The organism is Oscillatoria sp. HE19RPO (genome assembly GCF_024220515.1).
GTDB lineage: Bacteria > Cyanobacteriota > Cyanobacteriia > Cyanobacteriales > Laspinemataceae > Laspinema.
The window spans coordinates 1-19,386 of sequence record NZ_JAMXOT010000048.1 but is presented as its reverse complement, the minus strand read 5'-3'; the positions used below and the strand labels follow the sequence as shown (position 1 = coordinate 19,386).

At 47.8% G+C, this 19,386-nt stretch carries 19 protein-coding genes; 13 read left to right on the top strand and 6 right to left on the bottom strand.

Annotated elements, in window-relative coordinates; genetic code table 11:
- Positions 1–153: 153 nt before the first annotated feature.
- Positions 154–1,104: an NAD-dependent epimerase/dehydratase family protein gene (locus NG833_RS05550; RefSeq protein WP_254564312.1), complete on the bottom strand. Its 951-nt coding sequence runs from the start codon at positions 1,102–1,104 to the stop codon at positions 154–156.
- A gap of 135 nt (positions 1,105–1,239) precedes the next feature.
- Between NG833_RS05550 and purD the strand changes: the two genes are divergently transcribed.
- The 6 genes from purD (at position 1,240) to NG833_RS05520 (ending at position 5,171) form a co-directional block, all read left to right on the top strand.
- Complete coding sequence (gene purD / locus NG833_RS05545) at positions 1,240–2,529, top strand: phosphoribosylamine--glycine ligase (RefSeq protein ID WP_254564313.1); 1,290 nt, start codon at positions 1,240–1,242, stop codon at positions 2,527–2,529.
- 182 nt (positions 2,530–2,711) lie between these two features.
- Complete coding sequence (locus tag NG833_RS05540; RefSeq protein WP_254564311.1) at positions 2,712–2,834, top strand: toxin-antitoxin system HicB family antitoxin; 123 nt, start codon at positions 2,712–2,714, stop codon at positions 2,832–2,834.
- A gap of 98 nt (positions 2,835–2,932) precedes the next feature.
- Positions 2,933–3,154: a hypothetical protein gene (locus NG833_RS05535; RefSeq protein WP_254564310.1), complete on the top strand. Its 222-nt coding sequence runs from the start codon at positions 2,933–2,935 to the stop codon at positions 3,152–3,154.
- Positions 3,151–3,483 carry a type II toxin-antitoxin system PemK/MazF family toxin gene (locus NG833_RS05530; RefSeq protein ID WP_254564309.1) on the top strand — a complete coding sequence of 111 codons (333 nt, stop codon included), beginning with the start codon at positions 3,151–3,153 and terminating at the stop codon, positions 3,481–3,483. Before NG833_RS05535 ends, NG833_RS05530 begins: the two co-directional genes overlap by 4 nt.
- Positions 3,484–3,612: 129 nt before the next feature.
- A complete protein-coding gene (locus NG833_RS05525; protein ID WP_254564308.1) occupies positions 3,613–4,665 on the top strand; it encodes an ATP/GTP-binding protein in 1,053 nt (350 codons plus the stop codon).
- A gap of 2 nt (positions 4,666–4,667) precedes the next feature.
- A complete protein-coding gene (locus NG833_RS05520; RefSeq protein WP_254564307.1) occupies positions 4,668–5,171 on the top strand; it encodes a hypothetical protein in 504 nt (167 codons plus the stop codon).
- Positions 5,172–5,290: 119 nt separating this feature from the next.
- Here NG833_RS05520 and NG833_RS05515 read toward each other — a convergent pair whose 3' ends face one another.
- On the bottom strand, positions 5,291–6,202 hold the full coding sequence (locus tag NG833_RS05515) for a DMT family transporter (protein WP_254564306.1): 912 nt from the start codon (positions 6,200–6,202) through the stop codon (positions 5,291–5,293).
- Positions 6,203–6,538: 336 nt separating this feature from the next.
- Here NG833_RS05515 and NG833_RS05510 point away from each other — a divergent pair, with 336 nt between their 5' ends.
- On the top strand, positions 6,539–6,847 hold the full coding sequence (locus NG833_RS05510; RefSeq protein WP_254564305.1) for a DUF1830 domain-containing protein: 309 nt from the start codon (positions 6,539–6,541) through the stop codon (positions 6,845–6,847).
- A gap of 309 nt (positions 6,848–7,156) precedes the next feature.
- Here the strand turns inward: NG833_RS05510 and fabG are convergent, their stop codons facing one another.
- On the bottom strand, positions 7,157–7,924 hold the full coding sequence (fabG, locus tag NG833_RS05505; protein WP_254564304.1) for a 3-oxoacyl-[acyl-carrier-protein] reductase: 768 nt from the start codon (positions 7,922–7,924) through the stop codon (positions 7,157–7,159).
- A 171-nt stretch (positions 7,925–8,095) separates the two neighbouring features.
- Here fabG and psb32 point away from each other — a divergent pair, with 171 nt between their 5' ends.
- Positions 8,096–8,824, top strand: a complete 729-nt coding sequence (gene psb32 / locus NG833_RS05500; protein ID WP_254564303.1) for a photosystem II repair protein Psb32 — start codon at positions 8,096–8,098, stop codon at positions 8,822–8,824.
- Positions 8,825–9,202: 378 nt separating this feature from the next.
- On the opposite strand, the gene NG833_RS05495 is transcribed toward psb32, so the two are convergent.
- Positions 9,203–9,586 carry a DUF4346 domain-containing protein gene (locus NG833_RS05495; protein ID WP_254564302.1) on the bottom strand — a complete coding sequence of 128 codons (384 nt, stop codon included), beginning with the start codon at positions 9,584–9,586 and terminating at the stop codon, positions 9,203–9,205.
- Positions 9,587–9,774: 188 nt separating this feature from the next.
- Between NG833_RS05495 and NG833_RS05490 the strand changes: the two genes are divergently transcribed.
- The gene (locus NG833_RS05490; protein WP_254564301.1) at positions 9,775–11,310 is read left to right on the top strand and encodes a glycosyltransferase; all 1,536 of its coding nucleotides are present in this window, start codon (positions 9,775–9,777) and stop codon (positions 11,308–11,310) included.
- A gap of 358 nt (positions 11,311–11,668) precedes the next feature.
- On the opposite strand, the gene NG833_RS05485 is transcribed toward NG833_RS05490, so the two are convergent.
- Positions 11,669–13,492 (bottom strand): aspartate kinase, encoded by a 1,824-nt coding sequence (locus NG833_RS05485; protein WP_254564300.1) that lies wholly within the window; start codon positions 13,490–13,492, stop codon positions 11,669–11,671.
- A gap of 579 nt (positions 13,493–14,071) precedes the next feature.
- Between NG833_RS05485 and NG833_RS05480 the strand changes: the two genes are divergently transcribed.
- Entirely contained in the window at positions 14,072–14,581 is a 510-nt protein-coding gene (locus tag NG833_RS05480; RefSeq protein WP_254564299.1) for a hypothetical protein, read from the top strand.
- Positions 14,582–14,859: 278 nt separating this feature from the next.
- On the opposite strand, the gene hisH is transcribed toward NG833_RS05480, so the two are convergent.
- Positions 14,860–15,504 (bottom strand): imidazole glycerol phosphate synthase subunit HisH, encoded by a 645-nt coding sequence (gene hisH, locus NG833_RS05475; RefSeq protein WP_254564298.1) that lies wholly within the window; start codon positions 15,502–15,504, stop codon positions 14,860–14,862.
- Between the two features lie 65 nt (positions 15,505–15,569).
- On the opposite strand from hisH, the gene NG833_RS05470 reads away from it, so the two are divergent.
- The 3 genes from NG833_RS05470 (at position 15,570) to NG833_RS05460 (ending at position 19,063) form a co-directional block, all read left to right on the top strand.
- Positions 15,570–16,091: a peptidase C15 gene (locus NG833_RS05470; RefSeq protein WP_254564297.1), complete on the top strand. Its 522-nt coding sequence runs from the start codon at positions 15,570–15,572 to the stop codon at positions 16,089–16,091.
- Between the two features lie 362 nt (positions 16,092–16,453).
- On the top strand, positions 16,454–17,887 hold the full coding sequence (locus tag NG833_RS05465; protein ID WP_254564296.1) for a circularly permuted type 2 ATP-grasp protein: 1,434 nt from the start codon (positions 16,454–16,456) through the stop codon (positions 17,885–17,887).
- 153 nt (positions 17,888–18,040) lie between these two features.
- Complete coding sequence (locus NG833_RS05460) at positions 18,041–19,063, top strand: alpha-E domain-containing protein (protein WP_254564295.1); 1,023 nt, start codon at positions 18,041–18,043, stop codon at positions 19,061–19,063.
- The last annotated feature ends 323 nt before the right edge of the window (positions 19,064–19,386 follow it).

The window sequence follows — 19,386 nt, the reverse complement described above, 5'->3', positions numbered from 1 at the left end:
ACTTCAGTCGTTACTACGAACTAGAAGAGTACGACTGAAGTCGTTACTACGAACTCAGATAACCACTTCAGTCGTTACTACGAACTAGAAGAGTACGACTGAAGTCGTTACTACGAACATGGATAACCACTTCAGTCGTTCAAGCAAAATCTTTTACTGATAAAGGGATTGAATCCACTCCCATTCTCGGGTTAATCCCTCTTTGAGAGGGACTTTCGGCTGATATCCGATGAGGCGCTGTGCCTTGGAAACATCCGCGCTGGTGTGACGTGCATCCCCGATCGCCGACTCGACATAGTTGCGACGAATGGGGCGTCCAATTACCTCCTCAATGGTATCAATCACATGAGCTAGAGAAACCCGAGAACCTCCCCCAATATTGAACACTTCCCCAGAGGCTTCTTGGGAACTCGCCGAGGCTAAATTAGCCGCAACCGCATCACTAATATAAGTAAAATCTCGGGTTTGCTGTCCATCCCCATAAATCGGAATAGCTTCGTCAACCAATGCCGCTTTTAAAAACTTGTGAAACGCCATATCCGGACGCTGACGAGGACCATAAACAGTAAAATAACGCAACCCCACCACGGGCACCCCAAAGTTGCGGTGATATAACACACATAATTGTTCCGATGCCAACTTGGTAATCCCATAAGGGGAAACAGGTGCCGGACAAATTGCTTCACTCGTCGGCATGGTTTCGGCATTGCCATATACCGAGGAAGAGGAGGCGAAGACAAATCGCTGGAGTTGCTTGGCATCCTTCGCTGCCTCTAGCATCACCTGGGTGGCGTTGAGATTGCGTTCGGTGTAAGCGCGAAACCCCTCTCCCCAACTGGCGCGGACCCCCGCTTGTGCCGCTTGATGATAGATGAAATCCACATCCGCAAGCAGCGATCGCCAATCTAACGACTGGATATCCGCTTCAATCAGTTGAAAGGCGCTCTGGGTTGCAAACGAGGCAATATTCTGGCGTTTTAAGCGGGGGTCGTAGTAATCGTTAAATTGGTCAATGCCAATCACCCGTTCCCCGCGATCGAGTAGGACTTCGGCTAAATGAGACCCAACAAAACCCCCAACACCAGTCACAATACTTGTCGTCATAAATTCACCGTAGGTACAGTTGAAGAGAAATTAAACGAAATCACCCTAAAGAAGCTATCCCGTTCTAACATAAAATCGATTGGGTCACCATCATGGCTGACTCAGAGATCAAGTTAAGTGCTAAACGAGGCAAACGTGAAGGTTTTAGTTGTGGGAAATGGGGGCCGCGAACACGCCCTTGCTTGGAAACTGTTGCAGTCTAAAACAGTTGAGGGAGTCTTTTGTGTGCCGGGAAATGGAGGCACGGCAATTTTAGAAAATTGCCAAAATTTATCCTTGACAGCCACCGATTTTTATGGTATTAAAGAGGCGGTCCAAACCCATGAAATCGGGTTAGTCGTGATTGGCCCAGAAGTGCCCTTAGCGATGGGATTGGCCGACTATTTACAGCAAGAAAAAATCCCCGTATTTGGTCCTTCTCAATCCGGTGCTCAACTGGAAGCGAGCAAATCCTGGGCGAAAGCATTTATGCAAGATGTGGGCATTCCCACGGCGCGATCGCAGACGTTCACCGATGAAGAAATCGCCCAAGCCTTGGCTTATGTGGAAGAACAGGGTGCGCCGATTGTGGTCAAAGCCGATGGATTAGCCGCTGGGAAAGGGGTGACGGTGGCGGCAACGGTGGAAGAAGCCAAAGCGGCAATTTCCGAATCCTTTGGGGGCAAATTTGGCCTTTCTGGTGAATGCATCGTGATTGAAGAATGCTTGATCGGTCAAGAAGCCTCGGTGTTAGCCATTACCGATGGCTTAACCGTGCGCCCCTTGCTTCCGGCCCAGGATCATAAAGCCGTGGGAGAGGGGGATACAGGGCCGAATACGGGCGGCATGGGAGTCTATGCACCGGCCCCTTTGGTCACCCCGGAGATGATGGAACGGGTACAGAGGGAGGTATTGGAACCGGCGATCGCCAGTTTGCGCGATCGCAATATTGACTATCGCGGCGTCCTCTATGCCGGACTGATGATTTCCCCGGAAGGTGACATCAAAGTGCTGGAATTTAACTGCCGCTTTGGGGACCCGGAAACCCAGGCCATTTTGCCCTTATTAGAAACCCCCCTCGACGAAATTCTCCTCGCCTGCGTCAACCAAACCCTAGCCGAACTCCCCCCCCTGCGCTGGAAAAATGGAGCCTCTGCCTGCGTGGTGATGGCTGCTGGAGGATATCCCGGAGACTATAAAACCGGGGATGTGATTACCGGATTAGAGCAAGCGGAGGCGATCGGGGCCGTCACCTTCCATGCCGGAACCGAACTCCAAAACGGACAAGTGCTCACCAAAGGAGGAAGAGTCCTCGGCGTCACCGCGATCGGCACCGACTTTGACGATGCCTTTGCCAAGGCCTATCAAGGCGTAGAACAAATCCACTTCGAGGGTTCTTACTATCGCCGAGATATCGGCCATCGCGTCCGGTCCCCAATTGCTTAAAATTCCGCCGTAGCATTGCCGCCCCTACTTCTGTCAATGTGGCATCAGTAGAGGGAGGTAATGCTTGCTTTTCCTAAACAGGACTGACACATATTTTGAGAACCCACCCTTTCAGGTTGGGGCAATTCGCAAAGGATGCCCCGACACCATCAGGGGTTACGGTAATTTGTGACTGGATTCGTATGAATAGACAACCCATCATCAGCCAATTAACGTTAAGATCACCTAAAACCTTGCATCAACAGCTTGCTACCCTTGCTAAAAATGAAGGCTTATCCGTGAATCAATATATTGTCGATGATTGAACTCCTTAAGCCGCTTTAGCTTCTATGATTGGGTTATTTGGGACTTACCCAAATCAGTTCAATATTGAAACATAGCTAAAAATTTACCCTAATATTTTATGACAAAAACTCCTCAAGAAATCTATATTGAAATTGTTTCTACACTTCCTCCAACCGAACGACTCAAATTGGCTACACTGATTCTCAATGGCTTAATTCAACAAAATGCTATTGTTGATGACAGTGATGCCTGGACCGAAGCCGATCAACAGGATTTAGCGGCGTTTTCTTGGCAATATGCGGCGACTATTTTTCCTGACGATGAGGAGATGGCTGAATGAGTTTTCATCCCGGTGATGTTGTAACGGTTGATTTTCCTGGTGTTACGGGGGTTAAACGCCGTCCAGCCCTTGTCCTATCTTCAGAGATATATCATGCAAACCGTCCTGATGTGATTGTTGGACTCATCACCTCGCAAACAACAGGGTTAGGTGTGACCGACTATCCGCTTCAGGACTGGCAAGAGGCCGGTTTGCGAGTCCCGTCTGTTTTCCGCAGCTTTATCGTTACCTTGCCTCCGACAGCTAACTTGATGAAGATTGGGCATTTATCTGAGCAGGATTGGGATGGTGTTAGAGCTTGTGTCAAGGTTACTTTGGGCGAACTTTAGGAATTTTTAAATTTTCCTACAAAGTCTTTGATTGTGCTAGTGTAGATTTTAAGGGAATCACGAACCAAATTTTTGCTTCTAATTTCCACAAGCCTCTCTGAGAGGATGGAATTCGTTGAGGAGTAATTCATGTTAAATAGTTTGAATGTCAAAAGATTGACGGTTTTTCCGGAGGTTAATCTTAATTTTTCCAAGAAACTTAATGTTATTATTGGTGAGAATGGAACTGGAAAAACCCATCTTCTCAAAATAATTTATTCTGCAGTTGCTACCAGTTGGGAAGAAGGAAAAAAACCATTTAATAACTCACCGACCAAGACTTTGATGCAAAGTCGTTTAGCAGAAAAGCTCGTGAATGTTTTTCGGCCTGAATCGCTGGGACGGCTGGCTCGGCGCAAGCAAGGGCGAAATAGATGCGATATCCAACTGAGTTTTGAAAATCCTCAGTTCGATTTTGCCTTTAGTTTTTCCACTAATAGTAAAACAGAAGTCTTACTAGAAAAAGTTCCAGAATCTTGGCTAGACATCGCACCTGTTTATCTCCCCACCCGTGAGTTATTAACAATTTTTCCAAATTTTGTCTCCGTGTATGAAGGTCATTATTTAGAATTTGAAGAAACTTGGCGAGACACTTGCCTACTGCTTGGCGCTCCTTTACAGCGCGGCCCCAAAGAGAAAAGAATACAAGAATTATTGGCCCCCCTGGAGTTAGCTATGGGAGGGGCAATCATTCTCGATAAAAATGGCCGGTTTTATTTAACAAATGAAAGCGGTAGATTCGAGATGCCATTAGTTGCCGAAGGCCAGCGCAAATTAGCCATGTTAGCCCGTTTAATAGCAAATGGGATGTTATTAGACAAAGGATTTTTGTTTTGGGATGAGCCAGAAGCGAATCTTAATCCGCTGTTGATCAAACAGGTTGCTCGGAGCATTGTCAGCTTGAGTCAGCAGGCAGAGATTCAAGTATTTATAGCAACTCATAGCTTATTTTTGCTGCGTGAGCTAGAAATTCTGATGACTGCTCATAAAAATTCTCCATTTTCTGCACGATTCTTTGGTTTACACTTCTCAGATGACAGCGTTTTAGTTAGACAAGGGGATGAAATTGATGAGATTGGAGAGATTACAACCCTGGATGAACAGCTTGCCCAATCTGATCGGTTTATTCAAAGCGGAATTTAAGAATGATAGAGATCCAGGTTGATAGTTTAATTTTTAGTTTTTCCGATTCTTGGAAAGTGAGCAAGTACGATGAATGGGCGTTTTATCGGAATCATTTTTCTAGGAGGTTGTCTGGCATCAAGGCTGTTGATCTGATTGCGATTGAAGGCCAGGTGATCTGGCTCATTGAAGCCAAAGACTATCGCCAGCAGAGTCGAACAAAGCCGCTGGACTTGGTGGAAGAAGTAGCAGGCAAAGTGTTGTGTACCCTGGCTGCGATGTTGCCTGCTAAACTTAATGCTTCGGACAGTTCAGAAAGTAATTTTGCTGCACAGGTTCTCAGAGGACAGCAGTTGCGCGTTGTGTTGCATCTTGAGCAACCTGTTACACACTCTAGGCTATTTTCCCGTGCGATTGACCCGGTAGATGTTCAGCTCAAACTTAGAACCCTAATCAAACCCATTGATCCGCATCCAAAGGTGGTCGAGTCTACTCAGATGCAAGGTTTACCCTGGACCGTAAAATGATGCGGCACAGCATCAGATTTTTATGGCGGATTAAGAATGAAAATTTGGTTATGGTTATTGAATAATTTCTCCCTTTTTTTAACCTCTATTAAAATGCAATTACCTGACGGGTTGAAAGGTTATGATTGGGTGGGAATGGGTCGAGTGGCAAGGGCGGCGATCGCCACGCCAATCAGCAAAACTAGCGCCCCACCAATGACCCCCATTCCGGGCAGTTCTCCAAAGATAAAATAGCCTAAAATACTCGCCCCCACAGGTTCAAATAGGATAACTAAGGTGACTAAAGTTGGAGAAATCCAGCGCAAGGCCCAGTTAAAACTGGTATGTCCAATCAGTTGGGGTCCGATCGCCATCAACAGAACATACCCATACACCGATGGGGGATACCCCAAATAACTCGTTCCCCATAACAGGGGTAATGGCAACAAAATCAGGGCGGCACTACTATAGGCGATCGCCGCATAACTGCCAATTCCCATCCCCCGACGTTGTGCCTCTTTTCCTAACAATAAATAACCGCTAATTGCCCAGGAACCCATCAAAGCTAAACTATTTCCTAGCAGTGGATGGCTGGCGATCGCACTCGATTCTGTCCCGCCCAAACCAATTGCTAATCCCCCCATTAATGCCAGAGTAATCCCCACTAAAGTGCTGGGTTTTGGCTTTTCTCCAAACAGGAATGAAAACAGGGCAATCCATACGGGATTTGTGGTGACAATTGCCGTAGAGGCGGCAATCGAGGTATAGGATAAGGATGTAATCCAAGTGGCAAAATGAAGGGCAAGAAATCCCCCGGCAACCCCAGCATAAATAACGGACCCAGATTGTAGGGATTGCGGTTTGATGTTTCTCCAAGCTGGTAGCAACAATAGGGCTGCTAAACTCAACCGAGAGGCTGCTAAAATCAGGCTAAATCCCACCCCCTGTACCCCGGCAGCTTGGAATGCCAATCGGATTAAAATCGCCCCAGTAGAGAGAGCGAAAATACCTAATCCTAAAATTAAAACGATGGTCCAGGGGGCCGGTTTCATTCTTCCTTTCCTGTACTGGCAAGACTTCCGCAAATTGAACCGATGGAACCCAATCCGTAGGCGGGCAGATCATAAATTGCCCCGGGTACGGATAGCGGGAATCAGTCAGTCCGGACCGGGCTGTATTGATCATCACCTCACACCTTAACATGGCCCTCTTTATCCGGGGATATACCTAAGTCCTTCTACCATCCCATAATCTAACTAAAGATAGATATAAAAGACTGTTATGAATGATATAAATTAAGGGAAGATTTAGCCCATTTCTACTCAAATCATAGAAAAAAAGAGGGCAAACTTCAACAACTAACCTACTTAACATTTATCCCAATTAAAATGCTATTAAATTCAAACCTGCTGGAAGAACAAGTTAAAACAGACAATGCTTTTCCCCATATTTTATGCTTTTATCGCAATTCGACCCCTTATCTTCAAATTCTCAAACTGATTAATTCAAAAGATTTTGAATTAGAACGGGTTTTGTTTCCTCAAGAACGGTTGATGTTTACCGCTGTTCCAGAGGCTCAATTAGAAATTACAACTTGTCAAAAGGGCGTTCCCGGGAGGCCAGAACGCATTTCTTGCGATCGCTTGCAGGTTCAGGTATCCGACTCTCGTTCTTATAGTCAATCCCTCGCCTTTTAAAACATTGAATTATACGGAATCCGGTTGGAATCGGTCTGTAAAAACCCGCAGGCTTAAGCCCGGGGCTATACGGACGAAGCCCGCCTGCGCGGGCTAAAAGCGAAAACCGACTTTTAACAACCGGATTTGGTATTAGACCCAGTACGAGGAGAGAATCCGTACTGTTCTCCCCACGCCTGAACCTTGGCCGAAAAAATTGGCAAAGGCTAATTTTTTGCCAAATGGAAAGGCCGTTAAACCGGCTTTAACTTAAAGAAAAAGAAGAATGGAGGCATTTTTCCCTGGCGGTTTCACCCGGTGGATGGCCGATTAAGCCATCACCATTCCCCCATCCACATTAATCGTTTGCCCGGTGATATAAGCCGCAGCCGGATCTGCTGCCAGGAAGCGAACTAAACCCGCCACTTCTTCAGGTTCCCCATAACGCGCGAGGGGAATAAATTTGAGGATTTCTTCCCCACCTTTGAGGTCTTTGGTCATATCGGTGGCGATGAATCCGGGGGCAACTGCATTGACCGTAATCCCCCGAGAGGCGAGTTCTTTGGCCACCGTTTTGGTAAAGCCAATTACCCCGGCTTTTGCTGCACTATAGTTGGCTTGGCCGGGGTTACCCATTTGACCAGCAACGGAAGCAATATTAATAATCCGACCGGATTTTTGTTTGAGCATGAGTTTGCTGACGGCCCGAGTACAGAGAAAAACTCCGGTGAGATTGGTGTCAATGACGGCTTGCCAATCTTCCGGTTTCATTCTTAACAGCAGGGTGTCGCGAGTAATTCCGGCATTATTGACTAAAATATCGATGCGTCCCCATTGGTCAGTCACGGTTTTGATCAGGGCATCGACAGAATCAACCTTGCTAACATCCGCTTGGATGGCTGTTGCCTCGCCACCAGCGGCGGTAATTTCTTCAACCAGTTGATCGGCGGCGGTACTATTACTGGCATAGTTAATGGCAATTTTAGCTCCTTCGGCGGCGAGGGCGACTGCAGTCGCCCGACCAATTCCCCGCGAAGCACCCGTCACCACCGCTACGCGATCGCGCAATCGTTGCACCTGTTCTGGTAATGCTTCCATCCTGAGTATCCTTCTTTTCACTGCTTTTTGAACTCAATCATCTTACCGGGTTAGGGGCAGCAACAAATCGCAGAGTTGGGCTTTTTGAGGAAGTCGCCGAAGGGATCATCGGGTTTAATCGGTCCGGGTGAATGGGGTAAAGTTAAACAATAAGTTTGTAAGACCTATTTTATGAAACAGATCCTTCAACGAATAACCCCTTGGAAAGCCGGATTCACCGGACTCCTTTTATCCATCACGGCGATCGCCTTAGCAACCTTGGTGGCAGTGGCCCCCGCTGCGGCAACCGGGGTCTATCAAATGCCGATTCTCCATGCAGGCGATCGCACCTGGACCATTGATGATGCCGAAGTCCTCAGTCGCCTCACCGAAGGCAATCTCAGTAAAGCCCTCGGTGCCCTGCAAAAAGACACCGGCAACGAAGTTCGTTTCGTCACCATTCGCCGCCTAGACTACGGCGAAACCATTGATAGTTTTACCGAAAAACTCTTTGAAAAATGGTTTCCCACCCCAGAAGAAGGGTCCCATCAAACCTTACTGGTGGTCGATACCCTCACGAATAATTCCGCTATCCGGACTGGAGATGACATCCAATCTCTCTTAACTGCTGAAATTGCTGAAAGTGTCGCCCAAGAAACCCTGCAAGTCCCCTTACGAGAGGGGGATAAATACAATCAAGCTTTAACCGATGTCAGCGATCGCCTGATTGCCGTCCTTTCCGGTCAACCGGACCCCGGTCCCCCGATTGTTGATACCAGTTTGAACATTGAACGCACCTTTGCCACTGCCGAAGAAACTGATACCGGCAATGCCACGATGGTAGTGATTGTCCTGTTAGTCTTAGCGACAGTTATCCCAATGGCCACCTATTATTTCTATCAAGGAGGCTTTTTACAGTAACTGGCACAGATTTTGATTCGGGATTCGACTTGGGGATAAGCTCATTGACCCAGAATGCGCTTATCCCCAACCTTATACGGAATCCGGTAATGATGATAGTCTGTAAAAACCCACACCCTCAAGGGTGGGGCACTTGCGGACGAAGCGGTGCCTACGCAGGCTAATACAGAAAATCCACAAAAACCCACACCCTCAAGGGTGGGGCACTTGCGGACGAAGCGGTGCCTACGCAGGCTAATCCGGAAAATCCACTTTTAACAACCGGATTTGGTATCAACCGTCAAACACCGGGTTGGGTTTCAAACTCTCCACTGGCGTTGGGACCCATCTAGGGCCCAAACCCCGTTGCTTGTCCCTGGTAAAGACTGTACCCCTCCCTTAGTCCTGGACATACTCCTCCCCACTCACCAGGGCCATTTGAGCGCGCATGAATTCTCGACCGAGATAGGCGGCGTGCTCCAGCATTGTCACGGAACAAGGGTCCGTTTCCTCAAAAATTTTCACGCAGAGTTCTTTCGCGGTTCTCCCAGAAAATAACGTTTCGGCAGTGCGGTTGACCTTTCCTCGGGCGGGTATCGGTTTCCCGGTTTCCGGGTCAACGGCTAACCCGCGATCGTCAATCACATTGGTATAATGCTTGGCACAAATTAATGCAGCCTCGCGATCGAGGTAGATGATGAAATAACCCCCAGGGTCGAGAGCAAGCTCACGTTTGGAGAGTTCGTCATCAATGGCACAAATCTGGGATGAGAGTGAATTCATAATTAATAAGCGCGACTTTTATCTTCTAGGTTATCGAAATAAGCGCGATCGCCATGATCCAAATTATCTTTCATTTTCGGTCAAAGACTGACCAGTGAATGCTTCAGAGGGCAAGCTACTATTGAGAATGTGGCGAATCTCCCTCAACCCTATACACTTGAGGCAGTCGTTTCGTTAAAAATCTGCTTATGCGTATTGCATTTCTCAATCCCCAGGGTAACTTCGATCCAAAAGATAGTCATCTGACTGAACATCCGGATTTCGGGGGCCAGTTAGTTTATGTGAAACAGGTGGCGATCGCCATTGCCCATCAAGGTCACAAAGTTGATATTATCACTCGCCAGATTATTGACTCTGACTGGCCCGAGTTTGCCGAACCGTTCGATTCCTATCCTGGGGTGGAAAATGTCCGAATTATCCGCTTTCGCGCGGGCCCAAAAGGATTTATCAGGAAAGAACTCCTTTGGCCGCATCTGGTCAAAGAATGGGTGCCCAATATTCTCCAATTCTATCGAGAAGAGGGCGCATTCCCCGATGTATTTACCACGCACTATGGCGATGGGGGTCTCGCCGGGGTCTTGATTGAAGCCGCCACGGGTATCCCCTTCACCTTTACGGGTCATTCCCTCGGCGCTCAAAAAATCGACAAACTGGAAATGACGCCGCAAAATATGGAAAGCATGGACAGGCATTTTCATTTTGCTCGGCGTCTGGTGGCGGAACGCTTGAGCATGAATCGGTCAGCGGTCAATATTACCAGTACGCAAACAGAACGCTTTGAGCAATATGGTCATCGGGTTTATCAGGATGCGGCGGATGTGAACGACGATACCCGGTTTGAGGTGATTGCACCGGGGGTCGATGCGAGTATGTTTAGTCCCAATGTCTCCTGCGAGAACGAAAAAGAGATTCAGGACCTAATTGATGAACGATTGGCCCGGGATATTGATGAGGACCGTCTGGGATATCCGATTATTTTGGCCTCTAGCCGCCTCGCACCGAAGAAAAACCTCCAAGGACTCGTGGAAGCCTTTGCTCAGAGTGAGACGCTGCAAAAAACGGCAAATCTGGTGATGATTACGGGGGGACTGGATAATCCTCTTCAGGAAGAATGCGGCGATGATGAGACGGAACGGGTCTTAGCGCCGATTCGGAAAGTGGTTAAAAAGAGTAAGTTATGGGGGAAAATCAGCGCGTTTTCCTTGCCGGATCAACCCGCTTTGGCTGCTTGTTATCGATTTTTAGCAAAACGGGGTTCGGTGTTTACTTTAACTTCGTTGTTTGAACCCTTTGGATTAGCCCCATTGGAAGCAGCAGCGGCGGGGTTACCCTTGGTGGTGACTGAAAATAGCGGATTGAGTGAAGTGCTCAAACAAACTCCGGAAGAATGTGCGGTCCTCGTCGATCCTTGCGATCCGGCAGATATTGCCCGAGGATTAGAACGGCTGTTAGGGGATAAAGCGTTGTGGGAAGAGATGCGATCGCGCTGTCAAAAGTTGGTGTTGGAGGACTACACCTGGGAAAGCACCGGCAAAGATTATCTGAAGGTCATTAAAGACATTGTTGCCGCACCCAATGACCGACGACCGGACAAGGTTCTGCTGATTCATCCCTATTTCCGCAATCCTAAAACGGCTTTTGATTTGAATGTAGAGGATTTAAACGCCATGTATTTTGAAACCGCAGAGGTGGCGGCAAAAGCCCCGGAAGAAAAGCCGGAATAAGATCGCGAATAATAACAAGAATGAGGGGGAGAAAACTCCTTACAAGAGCAGGTTTTTTAGGGAGTAATTTTTTTCAAGTTTTGGTTGTTCATAGCCCTCCCCTGTGTCTTGGGGAGGGTTGGGTGGGGTCCTATAAGTCCTAGATTATAAAAAAGAGGTTTAATCCTTTACATAATCAGGGTTTCATCGCAAATTGGCGTATCAAAAGTGGTGTTTTTGCGAAGTGGGTGGACCCCACCCTAACCCTCCCCTTGCCAAGGGGAGGGAACCGTTCGTCCCTTTACTCTTAGGTCAATCACCATGAACGTAAAAAATGTACTCTTGTAAGGGAAAAAACTCCCCCCTCATTTCTCATTCATCACGCAGGAACTTCGATTTTTTGAGTTCCTGCAAGATTGAAAATGGCATGAATGACTTGCAAGGCTTTCACTCCTGACTCGCGATCGACTACGCAACTGACTTTAATTTCAGAAGTAGCAATCATTTGGATGTTGATGCGTTCCCTTGCTAAAGCATTAAACATCTCAGCCGCAATACCGGGATGATTCACCATGCCAGAACCGACAATGCTAACCTTAGCAATTTCCTCATCTACAATAATTTCCCCACAGCCTAATTCTGCGGCTAAGGGAACTAAGACTCGACGGGCATCTTTTGCATCATTCCGGGCCACGGTAAAGGCAATATCTCGGGTGGGAATACCGTTGATAATATGGCAGCGTTGGGATTGGATAATCGTATCTACGCTAATATTTTCCTGGGCGAGGACACCGAAGAATTTTGCTGCCATGCCGGGGCGATCGGGGATATGGCGAATTGCTACCCGCGCTTGATTCAAATCTAGGGCGACTCCTCGGACTGGAGGAGTATTGGGGTCGATCGCCTTCCCTGGACTAGAACTACCGGATTGCAGGGGAGAGGAACTGACTTCAAACGCTTGGCAAAGGGCATCGATCGCCCGATCGCATTGGTCCGCATCCACCACGCAACTCACTTTCACTTCTGAGGTGGAAATCATCTGCATATTCACCCCAGCATCAGCAAGGGTGGCGAACATTTTCGCCGCCACACCGGGACGTCCAATCATTCCCGCGCCAGAAATACTGACTTTGGCAATCTGGCGATCGACCATGACTTCTGCCTCTTCTGGGGCTGAATCCAGGCGGTTGCGGAGGGTCGGGGCGATCGCGGAAGCCACTGCCTCTGCCTGATTCACCGATTCCTGACTCACGGTAAAGGCAATATCATTGGTATTCAATTCGTGAATCGACTGGATAATCAAATCCACATCCACTTGTTGCCGTCCGATTTCTCCAAACAACTGCGCCGCCACACCCGGGCGATCGGGAACCCGCAACAGGGCAACTTTTGCCTGATTGGCATCAAATTCCACCCCATCCACCGGACGAACCAATTCCAACCCTTCTAAGGGTCTTGCCATTGGTGTCGGCGAACTCACCAGAGTCCCGGGATCGTCGGTCCAACTGGAGAGAACCACCAACGGAACGCCATAGTTTCGGGCAATTTCCACCGCCCGAGGATGCAAGACTTTCGCCCCCAGACTGGCTAATTCCAGCATTTCATCGCAGGTAATTTCCGTCATCAGTTGGGCATCGGGCACTAACCGGGGGTCAGCGGTTAAAATGCCCGGGACATCGGTATAGATTTCGCAGCGATCGGCCCGTAAAGCAGCCGCCAGGGCCACCGCAGAGGTATCCGAACCCCCCCGTCCCAGGGTGGTAATTTCCAAATCTTTCGTACTCGTGATGCCTTGGAATCCGGCAACCACAACCACTTTACCTTCTTGAATCTGTTGCTCAATTCGTTGCGTCTCAATTCGCAAAATCCGGGCCCGGGTATGTGCCGCTTCCGTGACAATGCCCACCTGTGCACCCGTCAGGGAAATTGCCGGTTGCCCCAATTCTTGCAACGCCATACTCAACAGGGCGATGGAAATTTGCTCTCCTGTGGAAAGCAACATATCCATTTCCCGGCGAGAGGGATTCGACGAGATTTCATTGGCTAATTTTACCAATCCGTCAGTGGTTTTTCCCATCGCCGAAACGACCACCACCACGGAATTGCCGCCCTGCACGGTTTTGAGAACCCGCCCTGCCACGGCGTTAATGCGTTCAACGGACCCTACGGAGGACCCCCCGTATTTTTGGACTATCAGCGCCATAATTCTTACCCACTTTTACCTTAAACTCGCCCCGAATCCCAGGGTTGCGCTGCAACTGACATTCAGGTGCGCGTGCGGCCTATAACAATAACTTAATCAAGGTAACAGACTGCTGTTTCCGAAAACCGCTTAATTTGCGAATTGCTTCACCCTGGCCCCAGCCCGGACCACCAGAAATGATGCCCCCCAGACTAAACCCCACAGAATATGGCAGTTTCCAGGGTCAGTTTGGGCCAGAAGTTTACTTAACTTAATCTAGTTCAAGGTAAATACTTTCATTTATGTAAACCTTTCTTGCATTTGCTTGCATCTCCAGAAAAACCCGCTAAAGTAGTAATTGAAGCGGAAAACGCTTCCCTGGCAGATTCAAACAGCCAAGTCCACGTTCACACCTAAAGAGGTTCAAGCTGTTCAATTTCACATCTGTCTCGTACCACAACAAACCGAAGAACATCACCCAATCCCCGGGCTGATATTTCCTCAACTGATGCAGTAGGGAGCAATGCGATTGAAACTAAGGTTTCACGACACCTCCACAGAAGCTCAAAGGAACAGAGGAAATCACTTAGCTAGGACCGATTGGGTGTTGTTTTTTGCGTCGAATTTTTAATAACAAAAACCGCCAAGGATAAATCCCCATCCCCCTGTAGAGGCGATTCGAGAATCGCCCGAAAAGCAACAACAAGCGGTTATTTATCCCCATCCCCCTGTAGGGGCGATTCGAGAATCGCCCGAAAAGCAACAACAAGCGGTTATTTATCCCCATCCCCCTGTAGAGGCGATTCGAGAATCGCCCGACAGTGGCAACAACCGGCGGTTATTTATCCCCATCCCCCTGTAGAGGCGATTCGAGAATCGCCCGAAAAGCAACAACAAGCGGTTATTTATCCCCATCCCCCTGTAGAGGCGATTCGAGAATCGCCCGAAAAGCAACAACAAGCGGTTATTTATCCCCATCCCCCTGTAGGGGCGATTCGAGAATCGCCCGAAAAGCAACAACAAGCGGTTATTTATCCACCAACGCCTGTAGGGGCGATTCGAGAATCGCCCGACAAGCAACAACCGGCGGGGGTTCAAACCCCCGCCTAATAGCTAAAGTCGTCTAAAGACGACTGAAAGCAACACCAGCAGCGTATAAAAAATCCTCTGAAGTCGTTACTACGAACTAAGAGAACGACTGAAGTCGTTACTACGAACTAAGAGAACGACTGAAGTCGTTACTACGAACTAAGAGAAACCATTAAAAACACCACTGGATAAGACTTTCAGTCGGTTTCAACCGACTTTAGCTATTAGGCGGGGGATTGATCCCCCGCCGTAGGGGCGCTTCGCGAAGCGCCCCTACAGACGGTTAACTTTCAGTCAGTTTAATGGGACATTGCCAGCGATCGCATTTCGATTTGTTGGACAAAGTTTGCTAACATTTGCAACCCGGCGGTGGAAGATTTCTCCGGGTGAAATTGGACGGCAACTAGGTTATCCCGGGCGATCGCAGCGGTGACGGTTTGACTGCCATGAGTTACCGTAGCGGCAGTCACCGTAGAATCAATGGGGTCAACGTAATAAGAATGGACAAAATACAACCAAGGTTGATGCTGCAAATGCTGCCACAACGGAACCTCCGGTTGCGTCAAGTCCAGACGATTCCACCCGATATGAGGAATGGTTAAACCGGGTTCGGATTTAAAGCGACGAACTACCCCGGGAATGATGCCTAAACCGGGCTCTTTGCCTTCTTCACTGCTGTCAAACAGGATTTGCAATCCGAGACAAACCCCTAGAAAGGGTTTTCCCGAGGCGATCGCATCCTTAACCGGGGAGACTAAATCCCGCGATCGCAAATGTTGGATTGCCGGATCAAAGGACCCGACTCCGGGTAACAAAACTGCATCTGCCTGTTCAATTTCCCCAGGCACATCGGTGATTTTGGCTGTGGCCCCTGCATTTTCCAATCCCTTACAGACGGAGTGCAGATTGCCCATATCATAGTCGATGACGGCGATTACCGGCATTGCCTTTTTCCTTAAAATACTTGACTGAGGCTATTTTGATTATAAAGGCTAACGGACCCATTGCCATGACTCAAACTATCCTGCTAACCTCCTTTGATATTTGGATGTCCCATCACCAAACCAACTCCTCCGATGAGTTATTGGAGAAAGTGTCGCAGGTGTGTGGGATTCCCCACGATCTGCACTTCCTACGGAAATTACCTGTAGATTTTCACGAGGCCCCCAAACAGGCGATCGCTAAAATCAACGAACTGCAACCGGATCTCGTAATCTGTTGCGGCATGGCAGAATGTCGGCAAAAACTGACTGTAGAAAAACAGGCGAGATGTGGCAAAGAGGCGATCGTCACCGGATTAAATCTTCCCCTCCTCATCCAAGATTTAAAACTCACCGAAATCAGCGAAGATGCGGGAAAATTTGTCTGCGAATCCCTCTATTATGCCGTTCTAAATCATATATATGCCCACCCCAAAAAAATAGATGCCCTCTTCATCCATGTCCCCATCCTCACCCCCACCAATTCCCAACCCATTCTCGAAGATTTTCTCCATCTCCTCAATCGTCTAACCCAGTCCAATCCCCATTAAATGTCATTCTTCCCCCATTCTTAGTAACGCCTTCAGGCGTTCTCTTCATGTTCGTAGTAACGACTTCAGTCGTTATCCGGTGTTCGTAGTAACGACTTCAGTCGTTATCCGGTGTTCGTAGTAACGACTTCAGTCGTTATGGTATAGGGTTAAACCCACCAGATAGAGAAATGTCTGGATTTGTTGAAAAACCAAAAGCCCGTCTTAAAATCCCTTAACCCTATATACCCCTAGTCCTGTAGTAGTTTCGAGAAGGGATATCCCGGAATCTAAACCGGGCAGGTTCATAAAAATTAATAGTCTGTGGGTATTCTATCCCCTCCATTTATCCTAAAGTAGTGGACAGCGTTAGAGAGCAGACCGTGCGATTTGACACATACGATCCAGGCGACTTTTATGATGAACTGTTTATCGAGAAGGGAAAACCTCGCCCCCAGGCGAACCCCTTGATAGACAGAATCAATTCCCTATCCGATGGAGAACTTCTCCAGCGACAACAGGCGGCACAAAGCGCCATGTTTAAGCTGGGAATCACCTTCACCGTTTATGGAGATAGCGAAGGCAATGAGCGGATTTTTCCATTTGACATTATCCCCCGCATTGTAGCAGCGAACGAATGGGCCACTCTCAATCGTGGACTGAAACAGCGAATTGAGGCATTAAATCTATTTATTGCTGATATTTATGGGGAACAGAAAATCATCAAAGATGGGATAATTCCCATCGAATTGGTTCACTCGGCGAAAGGATTTCTCAAACCTTGCATTGGGTTAAAACCGCCCAAGGGAATTTGGTGTCATATCACCGGCACCGATTTAGTCCGAGAAAAAGATGGGCAGTGGTATGTTTTAGAAGATAATTTGCGATGTCCTTCTGGGGTGTCCTACGTTCTAGAAAACCGCCGGGTGATGAAAAGTACATTCCCCCAAATTTTTAGAACGATGGATATTCAACCTGTTGATGAATATCCCAGTCATCTTTTAGAGACGTTACTCAATCTCGCCCCGGATAATTTGCCGAATCCCAATGTGGTGGTGATTACCCCAGGGATTTACAATTCCGCCTACTTTGAACATTCGTTTCTCGCCCAGCAAATGGGGGTGGAACTGGTGGAAGGGAAGGATTTAGTCGTCGCCGATGGTTACTTGCAAATGCGGACGACGAAGGGTCTCAAGCGTGTTGATGTGGTCTATCGTCGCATTGATGATGATTTTATCGACCCGCTGACATTTCGTTCCGATTCTTTGTTAGGTGTACCCGGTTTGATGGATGTTTATCGATCGGGTCGATTGGGGATTGCCAATGCTTTGGGAACGGGTGTTGCTGATGATAAGGCAATTTATGCTTATGTCCCGGAGATGATTCGGTATTATCTAGGAGAGGACCAAATTATTCCCAATGTCCCGACTTATTTATGCGGGAATCCCAAACATTTAGATCATACCTTGGCTAATTTGGATAAATTGGTGGTCAAGGCAGCGAATGAATCCGGCGGGTATGGAATGTTAATTGGCACTCAGGCGACGGCAGAACAACGAGCGGACTTTGCCGATCGCATTCGGACCAATCCCCGCAATTATATCGCCCAACCCACCCTCTGTCTGTCTCGGGTTCCCACGTTAATTGATAGTCATATTGAAGGCTGTCACGTCGATTTGAGACCCTATATCCTCTATGGAAAAGATATCTATGTTAACCCCGGTGGATTAACTCGGGTGGCCTTAAAACGAGGGTCTTTAGTGGTCAACTCTTCCCAAGGTGGGGGAAGTAAAGATACTTGGGTCGTGACGGAATAAACGACGGGGTTAAGCGTCAGGATTGAGGGGTGAGAGGGAGGGACATTCCTGACAGCCAACCGCTGAATAATCGGAATTTGGCCCGAGTCTTCAATCAGGACTCTCTGAGGTTCAGATACTCTCAATTCTCAATTCTAAACTCTAAAAATTCTCATGCTGAGTCGCGTTGCAAATTCAATTTACTGGCTGAATCGTTATGTAGAACGGGCGGAAAATATTGCCCGTTTTATTGATGTCAATCTCAATTTAATTCTGGATTCTCCCACGGGGATGACCCAACAATGGGACCCCTTGGTGAAAATCACCGGGGATTCACCTCTGTTTCAGGAACGATATGGGGAAGTGCTGCCGGAAAATGTGATTCAATTTCTGGCCTTCGATCGCGATTATCCGAATTCGATTTTATCCTGTTTACAAGCAGCGCGGGAGAATGCGCGATCGGTCCGCGAAGTGATTTCTTCGGAAATGTGGGAACAGGTGAATGCCTTTTATATGATGGTGACGGAGGCAGCACCTAAACAAAATTTAGCCTCTCTCCATGATTTTTTCACCCAGGTGAAGTTGGCAAGTCACTTGTTTGCTGGGATTATGGATGCCACGATGACCCATAATGAAGGGTGGCATTTTGGACAAATTGGCCGACTGTTGGAACGTGCGGATAAAACTTCTCGGATTTTGGATGTCAAGTATTATATTTTGCTGCCGTCGGTGAATGATGTGGGAACGACTTTGGATGAGATTCAATGGATGTCGTTATTGCGATCGGCGAGTGCTTATGAGATGTATCGCAAACGTCAACATCGGATTAATCCCACGGTAGTTGCGGAGTTTTTGATTTTAGACCGAGATTTTCCACGCTCAATCCGGTTCTGCTTTTTGAATGCCGAGCGATCGCTGCATGAAATTACGGGCACTCCGGTGGGGACTTGGAGGGACCCGGCAGAACGCGCTTTAGGTCGGTTGCGATCGCAGTTAGAATATATGACCATTGCCGATATTTTTGAAACGGGTTTGCATGAGTTTATCAATACACTCCAAGAGCAACTCAATGGCGTGGGTCAGAGTATTTTTAATGCCTATTTTGCTCTTGAACCGATGGTAGAAGCAGTGGAGGAAATTAAACCAATTTCTTCCATTCAGACTCAGACTCAAACTCAGACGGCGATCGGGTCTTGATTCTCTAAACATGGGGTCATTTGTCATTTGTCATTGGTCATTTGTCATTTGTCATTGGTCATTGGTCATTTGTCCTTGGTCATTTGTCCTTGGTTGATGGAGAGGATGAGGGAGATGCTTGTAGTACCAACTGAAGTCGTTTCTTCTTGTTTGTAGTAACGACTTCAGTCGTTACCTCCTGTTATGGCGAATGCCATAACACGAGCACAAGACTTACGCAATCTTTTCTTCTTGTTTGTAGTAACGACTTCAGTCGTTACCTCCTGTTATGGCGAATGCCATAACACGAGCACAAGACTTACGCAATCTTTTCTTCTTGTTTG